This is a genomic window from Shewanella sp. (assembly GCF_048265805.1).
Classification (GTDB): Bacteria; Pseudomonadota; Gammaproteobacteria; order Enterobacterales; family Shewanellaceae; genus Shewanella.
The window spans coordinates 86,913-106,271 of record NZ_JBLXAT010000004.1 but is presented as its reverse complement, the minus strand read 5'-3'; the positions used below and the strand labels follow the sequence as shown (position 1 = coordinate 106,271).

Sequence of the window (19,359 nt, the reverse complement as noted above, 5' to 3'; positions counted from 1 at the left end):
CTGCCCGAGCCACGGTGGCGTGACTCGGGCATGGCACGTTATGGCTGATTGGCTTCAGCGCGGTTCACTAGGTCGGAAGCATAGTTCATCACATGGAACAGCATATTTTGCTCTACTGAACCGGTGACTAACTGTGCGCCTGGGCCTTTGGCGTATACCGCCACATCTTCACCTGCGTGGGTTTCACTATCTAACGGCACAGTGGCTTCCTGACGGTAATTCACGTCGGTGACATCGTACAGATTGAGGTCAGGACGATAGCTGTCAGTGTTGATTGGGTCGTTACCGTAACCAAAGCCGGGGCCGTTGGCATAACCTAAGGTAGTGTAAGGCATGCCGTTGCTGTCGGTGCTGTAGGTGGTTGAGGCTGAGCCGTTGTCATCTACGCCACGGACTAAACCGAGGATCGGGTTGCCACGCACTGGATAACCCGCAATGGTAAATACATGGCTGTGGTCGGCGGTAACCAGAATCAGCGTATCGTCGTCGGCCTTTTCCATCGCTACGCGTACGGCTTCTGACAGTGCGACAGTGTCTTGTAAGGCGCGGGCGGCATTACCGGCGTGGTGGGCATGGTCGATACGGCCAGCTTCTACCATCAGAAAATAGCCTTTGTCATTTTGCTTGAGCATGTCTAATGCGCGGCTGGTCATCTCTGCCAGCGACGGTTCTCCGGCCACATCATCTTGGCGGTCGGCTTCATACTGCATATGAGAGTTTTCAAACAACCCCAGCAGATGCTTCACATTGCGAGTATCCACCGCTAAGAACTGCTCGCGATTCCATACATAAGCGCTGTCGCTGTATTTGCTGGTCCATTCAGCGGTGAGATCGCGGCCATCGTTACGGCGACCATTACTGCCGTTTTCTGGGTCGGTTTCGGTGTTAGCCATAAAATAGGTACGGCCGCCGCCGAGTGCGACTTCAATACCATCGCCGTAGGGAAAGTCGATCAGCTGTGCGGCGATATCGGTACAGCCCGCGTCAATCGCTGCTTGCGGCATGTTGCTGTCAGCTTCCCAGTTCCGTTCCACTGCGTGAGCATAAGTCGCCGCTGGTGTGGCGTGGGTGAGGCGTGCGGTTGATACCACGCCGGTGCTCATGCCAGCAATTTCAGCCAGCTGCAAGGCGGACAATACCGCTTGGTTTTGCCCTGAGGCACAATTACCACGAATCGCTTGGTCATCCACGCCGATAATGCCGTCTTTGGTTTTCACCCCGGTGACAATCGCGGTCATGGTCGGTGCGGAGTCAGGCGTTTGTTGGTTGGCCGAGTAAGTTTTTACTAAGCCGGAGTAGGGGAAGGTTTCAAAGCTCAGACGGTTTTCTTCACCGCTGTGGCCTTGTTGTTGCCCTTGATAGATGCGCGCAGCGGTAAGGGTTGAGATACCCATGCCATCGCCGACAAACAGAATCACGTTTTTGGCTTTGCCTGCTGGGTCACTAATGCTGCGTTGGCTGGCTTGGCTTACCGTGGCTTGCCCTTCAACAAACCATTGGTTTACGGCGGTGTAATCGCGGCCATCATTGCCGTTTTCGCCAGCGCTACCATCTTGCCCTGCAGGGCCTGCGGCACCAGTGTCACCATCGTCACCGCAACCTGTGAGTGCTAGCGCCGCTAAGGCGGTGGTCATCGCCAGTACAATTGCTTTCAGTTTCATTATTAGCATCCTTTCAAAATTAGTACTTATTCGCGCCCAGTGCGGCAGCTTGGTTAATGACATGGAAGATCACGTTCTGTTCTACAGAACCTTGGAACAGATAAGCCCCTGGGCCGGCAGCATAAATTGCTACGTCTTCCGCTGCATGGGTTTCACTACTCAGTGGCACTTGCGCTTGCTGTAGAAAATCGACTTCTGTGGTATCGGTAGCGCTCAGATCTGCGCGACTGCCTGTTTTGGCGCCGGGACCATTGGTGTAGCCCAGTGTGGTGTATGGCAAACCATCGGCGGCCAAGGTGGGATTAGTTTCAATAGCTTCATCATCTGGTGCGTGCACTAAGCCCAAAATAGGGTTGCCACGTGCGGGATAGCCCGCAATGGTGAAGGTGTGGCTGTGGTCGGCGGTAACGATGATCAAGGTGTTGCTCAGGTCGACCTTGTCCATGGCCGCTTGTACAGCATCAGACAGCGCCACCGTATCTTGCAGCGCCCGCGAGGCATTACCAGCGTGGTGCGCATGGTCGATACGGCCAGCTTCAACCATCAAAAAGTAGCCGTTATCGTTTTTCGCTAGCAGATCGATAGCTTTGCTAGTCATCTCCGCCAGTGAAGGTTCGCCACCAACATCATCAGCGCGATCGGCTTCGTACTGCATGTGAGAGCTTTCAAACAGCCCCAGCAGGTGATCGACACTGGCGGTGTCTACCGCATCAAACTCTGTTTTGTTCCACACATAAGCGGCATTGCTGTAGCTGGTAGTCCATGCGCTGGTCAGGTCGTTACCATCGGCACGGCGACCATTGCGACCTTCACCATCTACTACCGTATTTGGCAAGAAGTAACCACGGCCGCCGCCGAGCGCGACTTCTAAACCATCACCGGGAGCATCCATCACCATTTGATAGGCGATGTCATGGCAGCCATCCGCGAGCGCTTCGGCTGGCATATCGCTGTCAGCTTCCCAGTTACGCTCTGGCGTATGGGCATAGGTGGCTGCAGGGGTCGCGTGAGTGAGGCGGGCGGTAGAGATGATACCGGTAGATTTACCGGCCTCTTCGGCATATTCCAGCGCGGTTTTCAGCTCGTGGCCTTGGCTAGATAAACAGTTACCGCGGATAGCATCGGCAGATACAGACAACATGCCGTCTTCGGTTTTTACGCCTGTAACCATCGCAGTCATGGTTGGCGCTGAGTCAGGCGTTTGTTGGTTAACCGAGTAAGTTTTGGAGAGCGCGCTGTATGGGAAGGTTTCAAAACTGAGTCGGTTTTCCTCCCCAGTATTCCCCGCCGCTTGCCCTTGATAGATACGGGCGGCCGTCAGCGTTGATACGCCCATGCCGTCACCCACAAATAAGATGACGTTTTTAGCGGTGCCAGTGTTACGTGCAGTGGCGACTTTGGTGGCCACTGCCTCTGCGCCTGCGGTAAACCAGCTGCTTTGGCTTTGCGATTCCGGTAACACTGCGGCACTTGCGCTATGGCAGACCAATGCTGCCGCGATAGCGGTTGCTACCGTAGCCTTAATGTGGGGTAGGGTTTTCATTGCTTTCCTCGCGTTATTATTCCTGTAGGGTCGTACCGATGGCTGCATCGGCTTGGGCAAGATTGTGCGCAAGACAAGTGACAGAAATGTTTCTTGAACGTTAATTTTTATATGCGGTCAATTATCGGGAGGCTGTGTGGTAAATAAACGGCGGCTTATCGTGGTTTAACGACGACTTTTGGCGGGTGTATCAGTAAGTTTACATAGTAAATGTAGGTGAACGTTATGTGAACAATGTTGCGCAAACGTGCTTGCCAATTGGACTTTTTACGTTATACGACCAAAGGAGTAGTTGGCATCTGCTACAACTGTCCATGAATCATTCCAGTCTAAGCCAATCCTTGGCGCAGTTATTTATAGATACTTGATTGACTAATATATGCCTGATGGCGCATTTAATGGTGGGAAAACAAAAAAATAACGACCCCCCATTAAATTTATATTAGGTAACTTGTTATGAAGGCTGAACAATCGATAAAAGCTGACCATTCAGTGAAACAAGATAAACCAATAACAAGAGCCGCGGGCCATTCGGTTGTTGAAGATATCACCGGTTTGTTTGTTGGATGCTGTTTTGTATCGCTAGGTGTGTTCTTTCTGCGCCAAGCGGGTTTGCTGACCGGTGGCACTGCGGGAGCTGCATTGTTGTTGACCCATCTGAGTCACTTGAGCTTTGGTACGCTGTTTGTACTGCTTAATCTGCCGTTTTTCTGGCTGGCGTGGACCCGCATGGGCAAAGATTTCACCATCAAAACCTTTGTTTGTATCGTCGCGGTGGGTGCCATGACCGACGCGCTCGGGTTGGTACTGCATTTTGACTATATCAATGTCATCTACGCCTCGGTGATGGGCGCATTAATGCTGGGTAGCGGTTTACTGATCTTGTTCCGCCATAAGGCTAGTCTCGGTGGCTTCAATATCTTTGCGCTGTATATGCAAGATCGCTTCAACATTCGCGCGGGCAACATCCAGATGTTGCTCGACTCGGCGATTGTGGTCGCCTCATTTTTTATTATCTCACCATGGTTGTTAGCGCTGTCAGTGTTAGGGGCGGTGATCACTAACATCGTACTGACGTTCTATCACAAGCCAGGACGTTACACGCCGTAACGGCTTCATGCCCAAAAGTTATGAAGGCCATTCATAGGGGTGGCCTTTGTTATTCCCAAAAGGCATCTATTATGTCGATGTTATAAGAACATCGCCTAACTTAAGTCTAAGTTTGATATTGATCACGAATTTATGCAGGAGGATAATTTGTATTGTTAGCTTAAAAGGTATTTTTTCAATCAGCATATTTATTAATTTCAACATAAATTACTAAATATTCTGGTTAATACAGTGGAGTATGTTGTATGAGTCAGAGCGTTGCACACTTTATTGCAGAAACCCTGGCGCAAGCTGGTGTTAAACGTATGTGGGGAGTCACTGGTGACTCGCTCAATGGCATCAGTGATAGCCTACGTAAACTGGGTTCCATCGAATGGATGGGGACTCGTCATGAAGAAGCTGCCGCCTTTGCTGCGGGGGCCGATGCCCAGCTCGCTGGAGGTTTATCGGTCTGCGCTGGCTCCTGTGGCCCAGGTAACATGCACTTAATCAATGGGTTATTTGACTGTCACCGCAACCGAGTACCCGTGTTAGCCATTGCTGCGCACATTCCGTCTGCCGAAATCGGCACTCACTATTTCCAAGAAACCCATCCGCAAGCGCTGTTCAAAGAATGCAGCGTATTTTGCGAGTTATTATCAAATCCTGAGCAGATGCCGTACCTGCTGGAAACCGCGATGCGTCAAGCCATTCTGCATCGCGATGTTGCGGTGATTGTCTTACCCGGTGACGTGGCACTTAAACCAATGCCAGAAGGGGTGAAGCCCAAATGGAGCCTGCCAGCGCCTGCCATCTACACGCCGGCTGCGGCCGATATCGAAACCTTAGCGCATGAGCTAAACAGCAGTAGCAAAGTCACCATTCTGTGTGGTGCCGGTTGTGCCGATGCCCATGACCAAGTTGTCGCGCTCGCTGCCAAACTGCAAGCGCCGATTGTGCATGCGTTGCGTGGTAAAGAGTACGTGGAATACGACAACCCATATGACGTGGGGATGACTGGCCTGATTGGCTTCGCCTCTGGCTACCACGCCATGCGCCAAGCCGATACCGTGTTGTTGTTAGGCACTAGCTTCCCTTATCGCGCGTTTTATCCTGAGAAAGCCAAGATCTTGCAGGTAGACAATAATCCTGCCGCGCTTGGTCGTCATGTACAGATCGACTACGGCGTACTCGGCGATATCTCTGCCACACTGGATGAACTGGTGCCACAGATCAACGACGGGCGTCCGCGCTCCCACCTCGATCAGTGTTTGAAGAACTATCATGAAGCACGCAAAGACTTGGACGATCTTGCCGATGGTAAAACCAGCCATAACTTGATTCACCCACAATACTTGGCGCGGTTGATCAGTGAAAAAGCCGCCGATGATGCGGTGTTCACTTGCGATGTGGGCACACCAACTGTGTGGGCCGCACGTTATCTGCAAATGAACGGTAAACGCCGCTTGCTGGGCTCGTTTAACCATGGTTCGATGGCTAACGCGTTATCGCAAGCGATGGGTGCGCAAGCGGTCGATCGTAACCGCCAAGTGGTCGCCATGTGTGGTGATGGTGGTTTCTCAATGTTGATGGGCGATCTGCTCTCCCTCAAGCAGCTCAATCTGCCGTTGAAAATTGTGGTATTTAATAACCGCTCACTTGGGTTTGTGGCGATGGAAATGAAGGCGTCTGGCTATCTTTCTAGCGATACGGATTTGGATAACCCAAGCTTTGCTGAGATTGCCAAAGCCTGTGGTTTGCATGGTATTCATGTGAGCAAACCGGAACGCTTGGAAGGCGCACTATGCGAAGCGTTTGACCATCCAGGCCCAGTAGTGGTGGAAGTGGACACCGCCAAACAAGAGTTGGCGATGCCGCCACAAATCAAGTTTGAACATGCCAAAGGCTTTAGCTTGTATATGATGAAAGCGATCATCAACGGCCGTGGCGATGAGCTGGTTGAGTTGAGTAAAACGAATTGGTTTAGGTAGAGCAGCGGCGAGTCGCGAGCTGCGAGATACGAGCTGAGCTGTAAGTTGTAAGCGATAAGTTTTGAGTTAAGAAGTCGCGAGATACTAGCTGTAAGTTGTAAGCGATAAGTTTTAAGTTAAGAAGTCGCGAGTTGCGAGCGAAAAGCGTGGGCCATAAAAAAGAGCAAGCCTAGGCTTGCTCTTTTTGGTCAATCATCGCAGGTAACGAGCTTATTTGCTGTCGCGACGACGTGGCTTACGTTCACCGCCTTCACTGCGGCGTTCACGGCGTTGACCATCACGGCCTTCACTGCGACCTTCGCTACGACGAGGGGCACCACCGTCACGGCGTGGGCGACGTGATTGTGCCGCTTCAACTTCAGCACCCGCTTCGCGGATGTTGATTGGGCGACCACATACACGCACGTTGCGCAGGTGGCTCAGCACTTCTTTTGGCATGCCAGTAGGCAGGTCTACAGTACTGATCTGATCCAACAGTTGGATCTGACCGATGTAGCGGCTGTCGATGTCTGCTTCGTTGGCGATAGCGCCAACAATGTTGCCTACACCCACACCGTGCTCACGACCCACCTCGATAACATAGCGTGCCATCTTGATGTCTGGATTGTCTTTCAGCTGTTCAGCACTACCCAGATCACCTGTTGGACGTGCGCGACGTGGCTTGCGATCGCCATTACGATCATCACGACGGTTGTTGTCACGGCCTTCGCGACTATCACGACCATCACGGCTGTCACGTACACGTTCTTGGATAGCTGGTGGCTGCAGTGGACGCTCTTGTTGTACCAAGAACAGTAACGCCGCGGCCAGCGTTTCAGTTTCAATCTCTAACTGTGAGCTCAGGGTGCCGATAGCACTCTGCATAAAGTCCAGCTGTTCATTGTTGATTACTGTGCCAATCTGCTCACCTAAACGTGACAGACGACGTTCGGCAACCACTTCTGGGCCAGGGATCTTCATTGGTGAAATACGGCTGTTAGTGGCGCGCTCGATGGTGCGCAGCATGCGCATTTCGCGGCTGGTCACAAACAGGATCGCCATGCCTGTACGTCCAGCACGGCCAGTACGGCCGATACGGTGTACGTAGGCTTCAGTATCGTATGGAATATCGTAGTTGATCACGTGGCCGATACGTTCAACGTCCAAACCACGAGCAGCAACGTCAGTTGCAATCAGAATATCTAGCTTGCCAGACTTTAACTGTTCTACAGCACGTTCACGTGCTTGCTGGTTCATATCACCATGCAGTGGTGAACTCGCATAACCGCGGGCTTCCAGCTTCTCAGCCAGTTCCACACAGGAGTTACGAGTACGTACGAAGATGATGATACCTTCAGTGTTTTCCACTTCCAGTACGCGTACCAGTGCTTCCAGTTTATTGTGCTGTGATACCTGCACAAAACGTTGTTCGATAGAATCAACGGTAGTGTGGCTAGCAGCAATGCTGATGTTTACTGGGTCAGTCAAATGTTTGTTAGCCACGCGCTTGATCTGCTCAGGCATGGTGGCAGAGAACAACGCCAATTGGCGAGTATCTGGCGTGTGCTCAAGAATCCATTCAATGTCATCGATGAAGCCCATTTTCAGCATTTCATCGGCTTCGTCGAGCACTAACGCTTGCAGATTTTCTAATTTAAGTGTGCCACGACGCATATGGTCCATAACACGGCCAGGAGTACCTACAACTACCTGGGCACCACGACGCAGAGCTTGCAACTGTTGATGCATGCTTTGACCGCCATAAATTGGCAGTACGTGGAACCCTTTCATAAATTTTGCATAGCTGGAAAAGGCTTCGGCAACTTGTACGGCAAGTTCGCGTGTTGGCGCCAGTACCAGAATCTGCGGGGCGTTGAGGTCACGTTTAATTGCGTTCAGTAACGGCAACGCAAATGCACCGGTTTTACCGGTACCAGTTTGGGCTTGACCAAGGATATCCTTGCCATCCATCAGCGGTTTAATACTCGCTGCTTGGATAGGGGTTGGGTGCTCGTAGCCTAGCTCGTTAAGCGCGACCAAAAGCTCCTCGGACAAACCGAGTTCACGGAAAGTAAGTTCAGATGACATTGAATTTTGTAGCCTTGTGGATGTGCCAAAATTGACACAGGAATGGTTTCACACAGACGGAAAATCCGACCCCGCGCCGACTTTTCCGTTAAAAGGGGGCGGATTATAGCGCTGTGACCAACAAATATCCACAAAATTGTAGTGCAAACCGCTAAATTTACCAGTTTGCACTACAGTTAACTGTCATTTTTGCTTTACTAGGGGGACTAATTAACTGATTGTTTAAAAATAAAAAATCAGTCAATCATTGGCTTCAAAAATCGCGCTGTATGCGACGTCGGGTGCTGAGCGACTTGAGCTGGTGTTCCTGCCGTTAAAATGGTGCCGCCGCCAGCGCCGCCCTCAGGGCCTAAATCGACAATCCAATCCGCCGTCTTAATCACGTCAAGATTGTGCTCAATGACCACAATAGTATTGCCTTGGCCTTTGAGGCGATGCAGTACATCTAGCAGCAGTTGGATATCCGCAAAGTGCAAGCCAGTCGTTGGCTCGTCGAGGATATACAGCGTCTTGCCGGTATCGCGTTTCGACAGCTCTTTGGCCAGCTTCACCCGCTGTGCTTCACCGCCTGATAGCGTAGTCGCACTTTGGCCTAACTCGATGTAAGACAAGCCGACTTCCATCAGCGTTTGCAGTTTACGGGCAATGGCTGGCACGGCATCAAAGAAGGTACGCGCTTCTTCAACGGTCATCTTCAACACTTCGTGAATGCTCTTGCCTTTGTATTTTATTTCCAGCGTTTCGCGGTTGTAGCGTTTGCCTTTACACACGTCACAAGGCACATAGACATCCGGCAGGAAGTGCATTTCCACTTTGATCAAGCCGTCGCCCTGACACGCCTCACAGCGGCCGCCTTTGACGTTAAACGAGAAACGTCCCGGCTGATAACCGCGGGTACGTGATTCTTGGGTTGCGGAGAACAGTTCACGGATCGGCGTGAAAATGCCAGTGTAGGTCGCTGGGTTAGAGCGCGGTGTCCGGCCAATTGGACTCTGGTCGATATCGACCACTTTGTCACACAGCTCCATGCCTTCGATACGTTCATATGGTGCCGGTTCGTTGACCGTAGCACCGTTCAGCATCTTATGTGCGATGCGGAAGAAGGTATCGTTAATCAGCGTCGACTTTCCGGAGCCGGACACGCCAGTAATACAGGTGAGCAAGCCGATAGGAATCTCTAAATCGACGTTTTTCAGGTTATTGCCGGTTGCGCCGAACAGCTTGATCATCTTGGTCGGATCGCATGGTGTTGGCAGTGAACCCACCTGAATTTTCTTTTTACCTGAGAGGTATTGGCCAGTGATGGAATCGTCACAGGCGACGATCTTGGCTAGATTGCCTTCACACAGCACTTCACCGCCATGCACACCAGCACCGGGGCCAATGTCGATGATATGGTCAGCTATGCGGATAGCATCTTCATCGTGCTCAACCACAATCACGGTATTGCCGAGATCGCGCAGGTGGGTCAGGGTACTGAGCAAACGTTCGTTATCGCGCTGGTGCAAGCCGATGGACGGTTCATCCAACACGTACATCACCCCCACCAACCCCGCACCAATCTGGCTGGCGAGGCGAATACGCTGCGCTTCACCGCCTGACAAGGTGTCTGCCGAACGTGACAAGCTCAGATAATTCAGCCCGACGTTGACCAGAAAGCCTAAGCGATCACCAATCTCTTTCAGCACTTTTTCGGCAATCTGCGCTTTTTGCCCTTCAAATTGCAAATTGATGAAATAATCACAGGCTTCGGCAATCGACCAATCGCTTACGGTTGGCAGGTTGATGTTGCCAATAAAGACGTTGCGCGCTTCTTCGCGTAGGCGTGAACCGCCGCAGCTAGCACACGGGCGCGTACTGATAAATTTCGCCAGTTCATCTCGCACGGTGTTAGATTCGGTTTCGCGATAGCGGCGATCCATGTTGTTGAGGATGCCTTCAAACGGGTGGTTACGTATTACCACATCGCCACGGTCGTTGATGTACTTAAAGGCGATGTTCTCTTGGCCAGAACCGTACAGCACCACTTGTTGGATCTTGTTTGGTAGTTCGGCAAACGGGGCTTCGACGCTGAATTTGTAATGCTCGCCGAGCGATTTCAACATTTGGAAATAATAGAAATTACGGCGATCCCAACCGCGGATCGCCCCGCCGGCTAGTGACAGTTCATCGTTAGTGATCACCCGTGCCGGATCAAAAAATTGTTGTACGCCTAAGCCGTCACAGGTTGGGCACGCGCCAGCAGGATTGTTGAACGAGAACAGCCGTGGTTCTAGCTCCGCCATTGAGTAACCACATTGCGAGCAGGCAAAGTTGGCTGAGAACAGCAGCTCCGGCGCCTTTTCGTCATCCATGCTCACCACTGTGGCAATGCCGCCGGACAGTTCTAACGCCGTTTCAAATGATTCCGCCAGACGTTGCTGCAGGTCATCGCGCACTTTAAAGCGATCAACCACGACTTCAATGGTGTGTTTAATCTGTAACTCCAGCGCAGGTGGATCGGACAGATCGCACACCTCGCCATCAATACGGGCGCGAATATAGCCTTGTGCCGCCAAACTTTGTAGCAGTTTAACGTGTTCACCTTTACGGGCTTGAATCACTGGTGCCAACAGCATCAAACGTTCGCCTTCTGGACGGGTCAACACTTGGTCGACCATCTGGCTTACAGTTTGTGCCGCTAACGTTTCGCCGTGGATTGGGCAGCGCGGTTCACCCACGCGAGCAAATAATAAGCGCAGATAATCATAGACTTCGGTAATGGTGCCCACGGTTGAACGTGGGTTATGCGACGTCGATTTCTGCTCAATCGAAATGGCTGGGCTAAGGCCTTCAATGTGATCAACATCAGGCTTTTCCATCATGCTGAGGAACTGCCGAGCGTAAGCTGAAAGCGACTCGACATAACGTCGTTGTCCTTCGGCATAGAGCGTATCAAAGGCTAACGACGACTTGCCCGAGCCTGATAACCCCGTGATAACAATCAGTTTATCCCGAGGAATGGTCAGATTGATATTTTTTAGATTATGGGTGCGGGCACCGCGGATCTCGATGTTTTCCATGTTGAAAAGGCTTTTACTGCTAGCTGGAGGAAAACGAGCAGTATTGCATAAATTCAGCGCAGCTGATAGCGGCAACTGCAATCAAACTAGGCTGGCATGCGCTACATTTTTGCCGCTATTGGTGATGAACTTCAGCGCAATATTTGGCAGCACGGCGGCGTGAATAGCCACTCAGCACTTAAGTTGATTGCGCAGATAGGCGACCACGCGCTCGGCGCGGCTGGAGCGTGGCCATTTGCGGCGGTGGATCAGCCATAAGGTATTGCTCACTGATACATCGGTTTTAACCGCAGAAATCACTGCTTGCTTGGCAAAGCTGCTGCAGGCGAAAGGCGAGCAGCCCAGTCAAGCTCAAATCACGGACGACTTTTTACGTCGGTCGCTGCTAAAGGCGGTTGGGCTTTGGTGAGCATGTTTGCGACGCTGTGCGTGCTCGCTGGGGCCATTGAAACGCACGCTGAAAATTGTATTTGAACCTGCAAGATCAACAGTCCCTAGGGGCTGTTGCTGGGGAATGACTACACGGCACATCACCTGCCTTGCCTAAATCCCGCGCTGCCTGCGGTAAAAATGATCAACAAAGATCAACAACTCCTAAGCACTCGATAACGAATACTTATCTTTCTTTTTGTGGTTCGTACCGCAAAATAATGCGCAGATAGATGAGTTATCGCAGTATATGAACAGAATTTAATTATGCTATCCATTTGATAAGTTAAGCTTTAATTAATTTTTTAGCGGTCGACCTCGCAACTGACGGATTTTGCTTTTGGGCGAACATTAGCCTCGTGTTAACATTTGCTTTATTAAGTTTTTAATTATTAAAAGGCATTAGCAAATGGCCAATAACGGGCTTTCCGGGACCGAGAAACGGGTCGCGTTTTCGCTCGCGAGTGTGTTTGGATTGCGGATGATGGGGCTGTTTATGATCATGCCCGTGTTTGCACTCTATGGTCAGCACCTGCAGGGTTTTACTCCATTTTGGGTTGGTATTGCGATTGGCGCATATGGGCTAACTCAAGCGATTTTACAAATTCCTATGGGCATCCTCTCCGACAAAATCGGCCGTAAACCGGTGATTTTGGGCGGCTTGCTGCTGTTTGCCTTTGGTAGTGTGGTTGCGTCGATGTCAGACACCATTTATGGCGTTGTGGCTGGACGGGCGCTGCAAGGTATGGGCGCGATTGCGGCCGCAGTATTGGCGCTCGCGGCAGATTTAACCCGTGATGAACAACGCACCAAAGTGATGGCGATTATCGGCATGTGCATTGGTGGCTCATTTGCACTGTCCTTGCTGGCTGGGCCGGTGATCACCCAATATTTAGGTTTGTCTGGGCTGTTTGGATTAACGGCGGGGTTGGCGTTAGTGGGCATGGTTATCATGTACCTGTTTGTGCCTAATCCGGTGGCCTCTGCACCGAGTGGTGATACCACGGCTGATGCCGGTAAACTGCTGAAAATGCTGCGAGATCCACAGCTGTTCCGCTTAGATGCCGGCATCTTTTTGCTGCACTTAACGTTGACCGCAGTGTTTGTGGCTTTGCCGCTAGATCTAGTCGATGCTGGCCTCGCAAAAGAGCAGCACTGGATGCTGTACTTTCCCGCCTTTGTGCTGTCATTTTTGATGATGGTGCCGATGATCATCATCGGCGTTAAACGCAATAACACTAAGCAGATGTTCCAAATTGCGCTGGTGATTATGCTGTTGGCCTTGACCATTATGGCAGCGTTTTCACAGTCGTTGATTGGGCTGTGTATCGCCATTGTGGCGTTCTTCACCGCCTTTAACTATTTGGAAGCATCGCTGCCAAGTTTGATCTCGAAATTCTGTCCGATTGGTGCCAAAGGCTCGGCCATGGGGGTGTATTCCACTAGCCAATTTTTAGGGGCATTTTGTGGTGGCGTGTTAGGTGGCGGCGCTTATCAATTGGTGGGGGCGCAGGGCGTATTCGGTGTCGGCATTGTGTTGATGCTGCTGTGGCTGGCTCTGACGTTCGGCATGAAAAATCCAAAACTGCTAAAGAGTTATACCTTGCACGCTAAGGTGTCTGGCCGTGATGAAGCGCAATCCATGGCGGCGCAGTTATCGCAACTTGCCGGTGTGGCTGAAGCCATTGTGGTATTAGAGGAGAAGGTGGCTTATCTCAAAGTAGATGACCAGTTCGACCTCACTCAGGCGCGAGCGGTACTCAATTCTAGTTTCAGTTAACCCCTCGCTGTGTCGCGCAGCCTATCTCGCTGCGCGACAGTCTTGTCGCTGTGTTCCATTAGCTTTATCTCCCAGCTATTTGTCGCGGTTTTGCTAACGTCGTATTGACGGCGCGGTACCTCTTTTTCTGTTGTCGCCGTGTCACTGTGATAGTTGGGTGTGCTGGCGGCTATCACTATGATAGATATCAACCGTGATTTGATAGCGGTCGTGTCACTAGAGGTTGTTTATCTTTGCTGGTTGTTTTTGCAGCAGGCTGCCCGAAAGGTTCATTTAAATACCTCCTGAACTTTGTTGGCCCAGCTTGCTTAGTTGACTAAGCGTCGCAGGTCTCGCCTCGTTCATAACGCGTTTGATTTGAACAAAAATTAAACACTAAAGATAAACAGCCACTAGGGCGCTGTTGGCACGCGTAACTTCCTCTCCATAAAAAATTAATTTGCCATTATTTGCGGCTAAAAATGAAGATTCGATAAAATTTGTCGCTGTAAAATTATTAATTTCTTATTTATGTCCTCAAACGTTAATCTTTTCTAAATTAGGCCTGGTTATTGCTTGTCTACTCTATGGTGTGAATTACATCACGCGGTGGGTGAGGGCTCGGCTAGCCGTATCCGTGTGTGAGTCTGAGCAAACGCGACATAGTGCACTCAGAGATGACTCAACGTAATTAAAACAAACATCAATAGATAAGTTGGTGATTGCCAACCCCTGCATTGATGCCACCAATGCAGGTTTTAATACTGAGCAGTTGAGTGAATTTACCCTGCTCAAAGCCTATGATGAATGCCCCAAGGCATGGTTTGTGCGGCACTTATTGGAAGCGGTGTTTGACGGCAAAGCCATCCATGCCGACAAACAGTTTGTATTTAACATGCGCGTCGGCTATGACCTCACTGGCATTAAAACCGATGTCATGCAGGCTTATATCGGCGATAGGTTGGATGCTTCTTACCACCCGAAATTTACCAGCTTGCGAGCAACTTGGCGCAACGTTTATGGAACACCATGGACTAACAGGATTAAGCGTCACCAATCCAGCAGGGACCCAATAAAACATAGAGGATATTATGTTAGAGCTGATGATTAACAGTGAGGTAGTACGGGAGGAGCATCTTGCGCCCGATACTATGCTGCTCAATTACTTAAGGGATAGCAAAGGTCTGCGTGGCACCAAAGAGGGCTGCGGCAGTGGTGATTGTGGTGCGTGCACTGTAGTGATAGCCGACATGGATACACAAGGTGAGTTACGCTATCGGCAAATTAACGCTTGTATCACCCCGATACATGCCCTGCATGGTAAGCAAGTGATCACTGTTGAACATCTGCAGCAGGGCAGCCAACTGCATCCAGTGCAGCAGATTGTGGTGGAGCAGCATGGCACTCAATGTGGCTTCTGTACGCCGGGCTTTGTTATGTCACTGTATGCCCTGTTTAAACAAAAGCATAAGCCTGCCAATCCAGTGTCTTATCTGTCGGGCAACTTATGCCGTTGTACTGGCTACGGTCCATTGATCAATGCCGCCAAACAGGTGGCGGCGACGTCGAACGCAGCGGCCAGCGCTGATGAACCACAACTCAAACAGTGGCTGAGCCGTGTGCCGCGCGCCGATGATCCGCACTATCTCAAACCGCTCAATCGCCAAGAGTTAGCCGCTGCAAAACAGCGGCTGCCGCAAGCGTGGCTGATTGCTGGCGGCACTGATTTAAGCTTGGTATTCACACAAAAATATCAATCCGCTAGCGCGCTGATCGATGTCTCACAAGTGGATGATCTACTGCAGATTAGCGCTACCGAAAAGGGTTGGCGCCTCGGTGCAGCTGTCACTTTGGCGCAAGTGCATGAATTTATGCAGCAGCACTATCCTAGCACCTCAGAGCTGTTTGAGCGCCTAGGCAGTTTAACCATTCGCCACCGCGGTACGCTGGGTGGCAGCCTAGGCAATGCGTCACCGATTGGCGATATCGCGCCGCTAGTGATCAGTCTGGGCGGTCAAGTGGAACTGGATGACGGCCAGCAGCGCGAGCTTTACGCCATTGAAGATTTTATTACTGGCTATCGGCAAACCTGCTTGAGGCCTGAGCAATGGATCAGCGCGATACATCTACCCAAGCTCAGTGCGCAGCAAACTCATGCGGCCTATAAAGTCAGTAAACGGGCAGAAGATGATATCTCAACGGTGGTGTTGGCTTTAAGCGTGACGCAAGACAGTGCCGGAGTGATCAACGCTTGTCATATCGGCGCTGGCGGGGTCGCCGCAACGCCAGTGCGGCTGGGTGCTTTGGAACAGCTGTTGATTGGTCAGCGGTTGAGTCAGGCGGTAATTGAGCAAGTAAAACAGCAAGTGCCACATTTGCTCAAACCTATGTCTGATGTGCGCGGCAGTGCGCAGTATCGTCTGCAGTTGGTACAGAACTTATTTCAGCGTTTTTATATGGAATATAACAACATAGAAACAAGGGTGGTGACTCATGCATAGAACGACTCATTACGCCGAGCCACCAACCATGGTGGCCGAACAGCGCGTTAGCCAAGTCGGCAAGGCGGTTAAACATGAGAGCGCGGCCAAGCAGGTCACGGGCGAAGCTTTGTTTACCGATGATTATGCGGTGCCAGTTGATTGCCTGCATGCGGCGGTGATCACCAGTAGCATTGCCCACGGCAGCATCGACAGCTATGACTTCAGTGAGGTGGAGCAGGCCGCGGGTGTGGTCAAGCTACTCACTTACCAAGATATTCCCGGCAAGAATGATATCGGCGCGATCTTCCCTGGCGATCCGGTGTTGAGTGATGGTGAGATTAAATACCATGCCCAGCCGATTGCGTTGGTGCTGGCGCGTAGCCACCAACAAGCGTGGCAAGCGGCGTTAAAGGCCAAAGTCAGTTACTGCAATACCGCGGCTGCGGTGGTGGATTACGCTCATGCCCGTGATGGCCGCACGGTGCGCCCGTCGCTCACCATGGGGGAACCGCTGAGCGAAGCACAACTACAGCGCTCAGATCTGGTGCTCGAAAGTCACGTTAGCGTGGGCGGTCAAGAACACTTTTACCTTGAAGGGCAGGTGAGTTTGGCGCAACCCACCGAAGACGGCGGTATCTTTTTACGCTGCTCCACCCAAAGTCCCACCGATGTGCAAGAAGCGGTAGCCGAGGTGCTCGGATTACCGTTTAACTTAGTGACGGTCGATATGCGCCGCATGGGTGGCGGCTTTGGCGGCAAAGAAACCAACGCTGGTCAGTGGGCCTGCCTTGCCTCGTTAGGCGCGCTAGTCAGTGGCCGCACGGTTAAACTGCGGCTACCGCGATTTGTTGACATGAGCGTGACTGGCAAACGCCATCCGTTCTATGACCATCTCCAACTGGGGGTTAGCCACGACGGCATTATCGAAAGTGCTAAGATTGAGCTTAATGCGCTTTGCGGCCACTCGCCGGATCTATCGCCGTCCATTTTATCTCGCGCCATGTTCCACAGCGATAACGCCTATTCGCTAGGGCATGCCAGCATTACCGGACACCACTTGCTGACTGACACGGTCAGTCAGACGGCATTCCGTGGTTTTGGTGGGCCACAGGGCATGGTCGGTATTGAAAAGGCGATGCAAGATCTCAGCATTCGACTGGGGCAAGACGCGCTCGATCTGCGCCTGAAAAACCTCTACCGTCCTGGGCGTGATGTCACCCCGTATAAGATGCCGGTCGAGCAAGCCGATATGTTGCGCGATATTGTCACCCAGCTGGAAAGCAGTGCCAATTACCGTGGCCGGCGGGTCGAAATTGAGGCCTTTAACCGCCACAGTCCGGTCATTAAAAAGGGCTTAGCGTTGACGCCGGTGAAGTTTGGCATCGCCTTCACCGCCACGCATATGAACCAAGCGGGCGCGCTGATCCATATCTTTACCGACGGCAGTGTGCAGGTATCTCACGGTGGCACCGAGATGGGTCAAGGGCTGCACACCAAAGTGCAACAGATTGTGGCGGATACGCTGGGCGTGCCGTTAGCGCAGATTTTGGTGACGTCGACCCGTACTGATAAAGTCCCCAACACCTCACCGACGGCCGCTTCGTCGGGCGCCGACCTGAACGGTATGGCGGCGCATAATGCGGCGTTGACATTGAAACAGCGACTGCTGGAGTTTGCCAAGCAGCACTATCAGTTAGCGGCCGAACCGCAGTTGTATCAGGGAGAACTGCGCTGTGGTGAGTTCAGTTTAAGCTGGAACGAACTGGTGCGGAGCGCCTTTTTCAATCGGGTTGGGCTGTCCGCTACCGGATTCTACAAAACCCCGAAGATCTGGTTTGATGTTGAAAAATCGGAAGGGCATCCGTTCTTCTATTTCTCGCTCGGCGCAGCTTGCTCAGAGGTGAGCATAGATACCCTGACGGGCGAGATGAAAGTTGAGCAGGTCGATATTCTGTTTGATGCTGGTAACAGCTTAAATCCCGCGGTTGATCTCGGCCAGATTGAAGGCGGCTTCATTCAAGGCATGGGGTGGTTAACTAACGAAGAGCTGTTGTGGGATCAGCAAGGTGTGCTGCTCAGTAACAGCCCGATGAACTACAAGATCCCATCGATTGGCGATTATCCCAACAGCATGAATATCCAGCTCTACGACAAGCCAAATCCGGAATATAGTGTTTATCGTTCCAAAGCGGTGGGCGAACCGCCGTTTATGTTGGCGATAAGTTTGTGGTGTGCCATCTACGATGCCATCGCGTCGTTGAGTGAGCACCAGTTGCCAGTATCGCTGGATGTGCCAGCCACCGGCGAGAAGATTTTGGCAGCGTGTATGCAACAGCAACTCGGGAGCAACGGTGAAGATGAGCAGCGAACCAAGGTTGAATAGCCACTCGCCTGCGGGCGAAAAGTATAACTGGTCAACCGCCTGCCAGTTATTGCAGCAGCGCGGTGCCGCCTTTTGCATCGCCACCATCGTCGCGGAAGCGGGGTCACTGCCACGTGGCGCCGGCGCCAAAATGGTCATTGCCGAGTTCGAGCAGTTTGATACGTTAGGTGGCGGCCAGTTGGAGTATGAAGTGGTGAAACAGGCACGTGCGGGATTACAGCAACGGCATCGCTCAGCGTCGATGTCGTGCGTTGCCATTGAGCGGTTCGCGCTGGCGGCGGATCTTGGCCAATGTTGCGGAGGTGCGGCGCAGGTTATGTTTGAGTACATCAATACCCATACGCCTAAGCTGGCGATCTTTGGCGCGGGTCATGTGACGCACGCCTTGGTGAAGATCATCAAAGAGCTGCCGTGTAACTTAATCGTGGTGGATAATCGCCAAGATTGGTTAGCATCGATCGCGCAGCAAGGGGTGTACACCGAATACCATCCGCAGCCCGCCGATGCGGTCAACAATTTAGCGGAAACGTCACATATTGTGGTGATGAGCCATGATCATAGCGTCGACTATCAAGTGGTGTTGCAAGCCTTGGAGCGCCAGTGCTTTCCGTTTATCGGTTTGATCGGCTCAGCCTCGAAAAAGCAACGCTTTGAACAACGGTTGCAGGCGCAGTTATCGCAGCCGCAGCTGTTGTCGCAGTTGACTTGTCCAGTCGGCAATAGTGATGTGCCGGGCAAGTTGCCCATGCAGGTGGCGGTGTCGATTGCCGCGCAATTGATCCATTTGTTTGCAACCGCGCCCCATGGCGTGCAGCCAGCGGCGACAGCGCTGGCAAGCGAACAGTGGCACGGCGTCAACGCGTTGCGCAACGCCCTAAAAAGCCGTTAATCA

12 protein-coding genes are annotated in these 19,359 nt (G+C 51.9%); 8 read left to right on the top strand and 4 right to left on the bottom strand.

Annotation, left to right across the window (positions count from 1 at the left end; genetic code table 11):
- Positions 1–38: 38 nt before the first annotated feature.
- Together ACN0TT_RS04000 and ACN0TT_RS03995 are read right to left on the bottom strand one after the other, a co-directional pair.
- Positions 39–1,661 carry an alkaline phosphatase gene (locus ACN0TT_RS04000; protein ID WP_417760853.1) on the bottom strand — a complete coding sequence of 541 codons (1,623 nt, stop codon included), beginning with the start codon at positions 1,659–1,661 and terminating at the stop codon, positions 39–41.
- A 19-nt stretch (positions 1,662–1,680) separates the two neighbouring features.
- Positions 1,681–3,204 (bottom strand): alkaline phosphatase, encoded by a 1,524-nt coding sequence (locus ACN0TT_RS03995; RefSeq protein ID WP_417760852.1) that lies wholly within the window; start codon positions 3,202–3,204, stop codon positions 1,681–1,683.
- A 456-nt stretch (positions 3,205–3,660) separates the two neighbouring features.
- Between ACN0TT_RS03995 and ACN0TT_RS03990 the strand changes: the two genes are divergently transcribed.
- Positions 3,661–4,314 carry a YitT family protein gene (locus ACN0TT_RS03990; protein WP_417760851.1) on the top strand — a complete coding sequence of 218 codons (654 nt, stop codon included), beginning with the start codon at positions 3,661–3,663 and terminating at the stop codon, positions 4,312–4,314.
- A 245-nt stretch (positions 4,315–4,559) separates the two neighbouring features.
- Complete coding sequence (poxB, locus tag ACN0TT_RS03985) at positions 4,560–6,284, top strand: ubiquinone-dependent pyruvate dehydrogenase (RefSeq protein ID WP_417760850.1); 1,725 nt, start codon at positions 4,560–4,562, stop codon at positions 6,282–6,284.
- A 210-nt stretch (positions 6,285–6,494) separates the two neighbouring features.
- On the opposite strand, the gene ACN0TT_RS03980 is transcribed toward poxB, so the two are convergent.
- Positions 6,495–8,351 carry a DEAD/DEAH box helicase gene (locus ACN0TT_RS03980; protein WP_417760849.1) on the bottom strand — a complete coding sequence of 619 codons (1,857 nt, stop codon included), beginning with the start codon at positions 8,349–8,351 and terminating at the stop codon, positions 6,495–6,497.
- A gap of 236 nt (positions 8,352–8,587) precedes the next feature.
- A complete protein-coding gene (uvrA, locus tag ACN0TT_RS03975; protein WP_417760848.1) occupies positions 8,588–11,413 on the bottom strand; it encodes an excinuclease ABC subunit UvrA in 2,826 nt (941 codons plus the stop codon).
- A gap of 96 nt (positions 11,414–11,509) precedes the next feature.
- Between uvrA and ACN0TT_RS03970 the strand changes: the two genes are divergently transcribed.
- The 6 genes from ACN0TT_RS03970 (at position 11,510) to xdhC (ending at position 19,356) form a co-directional block, all read left to right on the top strand.
- A complete protein-coding gene (locus ACN0TT_RS03970) occupies positions 11,510–11,671 on the top strand; it encodes a hypothetical protein (protein ID WP_417760847.1) in 162 nt (53 codons plus the stop codon).
- Between the two features lie 580 nt (positions 11,672–12,251).
- The gene (locus tag ACN0TT_RS03965) at positions 12,252–13,622 is read left to right on the top strand and encodes an MFS transporter (protein WP_417760846.1); all 1,371 of its coding nucleotides are present in this window, start codon (positions 12,252–12,254) and stop codon (positions 13,620–13,622) included.
- A 697-nt stretch (positions 13,623–14,319) separates the two neighbouring features.
- The gene (locus ACN0TT_RS03960; RefSeq protein WP_417760845.1) at positions 14,320–14,712 is read left to right on the top strand and encodes a hypothetical protein; all 393 of its coding nucleotides are present in this window, start codon (positions 14,320–14,322) and stop codon (positions 14,710–14,712) included.
- Positions 14,693–16,102 (top strand): xanthine dehydrogenase small subunit, encoded by a 1,410-nt coding sequence (gene xdhA / locus ACN0TT_RS03955; protein ID WP_417760844.1) that lies wholly within the window; start codon positions 14,693–14,695, stop codon positions 16,100–16,102. The genes ACN0TT_RS03960 and xdhA overlap by 20 nt, the downstream gene beginning before the upstream one ends.
- Positions 16,103–16,130: 28 nt before the next feature.
- Complete coding sequence (gene xdhB / locus ACN0TT_RS03950) at positions 16,131–18,467, top strand: xanthine dehydrogenase molybdopterin binding subunit (protein ID WP_417760969.1); 2,337 nt, start codon at positions 16,131–16,133, stop codon at positions 18,465–18,467.
- Positions 18,442–19,356: a xanthine dehydrogenase accessory protein XdhC gene (gene xdhC / locus ACN0TT_RS03945; RefSeq protein ID WP_417760843.1), complete on the top strand. Its 915-nt coding sequence runs from the start codon at positions 18,442–18,444 to the stop codon at positions 19,354–19,356. The genes xdhB and xdhC overlap by 26 nt, the downstream gene beginning before the upstream one ends.
- The last annotated feature ends 3 nt before the right edge of the window (positions 19,357–19,359 follow it).

What these genes read in the sequence shown, in the direction of transcription:
- poxB (WP_417760850.1), top strand. Translation starts at nt 4,560, where the DNA reads ATGAGTCAGAGCGTTGCACACTTTATTGCAGAAACCCTGGCGCAAGCT.
- xdhC (WP_417760843.1), top strand. Translation starts at nt 18,442, where the DNA reads ATGAGCAGCGAACCAAGGTTGAATAGCCACTCGCCTGCGGGCGAAAAG.
- ACN0TT_RS03965 (WP_417760846.1), top strand. Translation starts at nt 12,252, where the DNA reads ATGGCCAATAACGGGCTTTCCGGGACCGAGAAACGGGTCGCGTTTTCG.
- ACN0TT_RS03995 (WP_417760852.1), bottom strand. Translation starts at nt 3,204, where the DNA reads ATGAAAACCCTACCCCACATTAAGGCTACGGTAGCAACCGCTATCGCG.
- ACN0TT_RS03970 (WP_417760847.1), top strand. Translation starts at nt 11,510, where the DNA reads ATGCGCTACATTTTTGCCGCTATTGGTGATGAACTTCAGCGCAATATT.
- uvrA (WP_417760848.1), bottom strand. Translation starts at nt 11,413, where the DNA reads ATGGAAAACATCGAGATCCGCGGTGCCCGCACCCATAATCTAAAAAAT.
- ACN0TT_RS04000 (WP_417760853.1), bottom strand. Translation starts at nt 1,661, where the DNA reads ATGAAACTGAAAGCAATTGTACTGGCGATGACCACCGCCTTAGCGGCG.
- xdhB (WP_417760969.1), top strand. Translation starts at nt 16,131, where the DNA reads ATGGTGGCCGAACAGCGCGTTAGCCAAGTCGGCAAGGCGGTTAAACAT.
- ACN0TT_RS03990 (WP_417760851.1), top strand. Translation starts at nt 3,661, where the DNA reads ATGAAGGCTGAACAATCGATAAAAGCTGACCATTCAGTGAAACAAGAT.
- ACN0TT_RS03980 (WP_417760849.1), bottom strand. Translation starts at nt 8,351, where the DNA reads ATGTCATCTGAACTTACTTTCCGTGAACTCGGTTTGTCCGAGGAGCTT.
- xdhA (WP_417760844.1), top strand. Translation starts at nt 14,693, where the DNA reads ATGTTAGAGCTGATGATTAACAGTGAGGTAGTACGGGAGGAGCATCTT.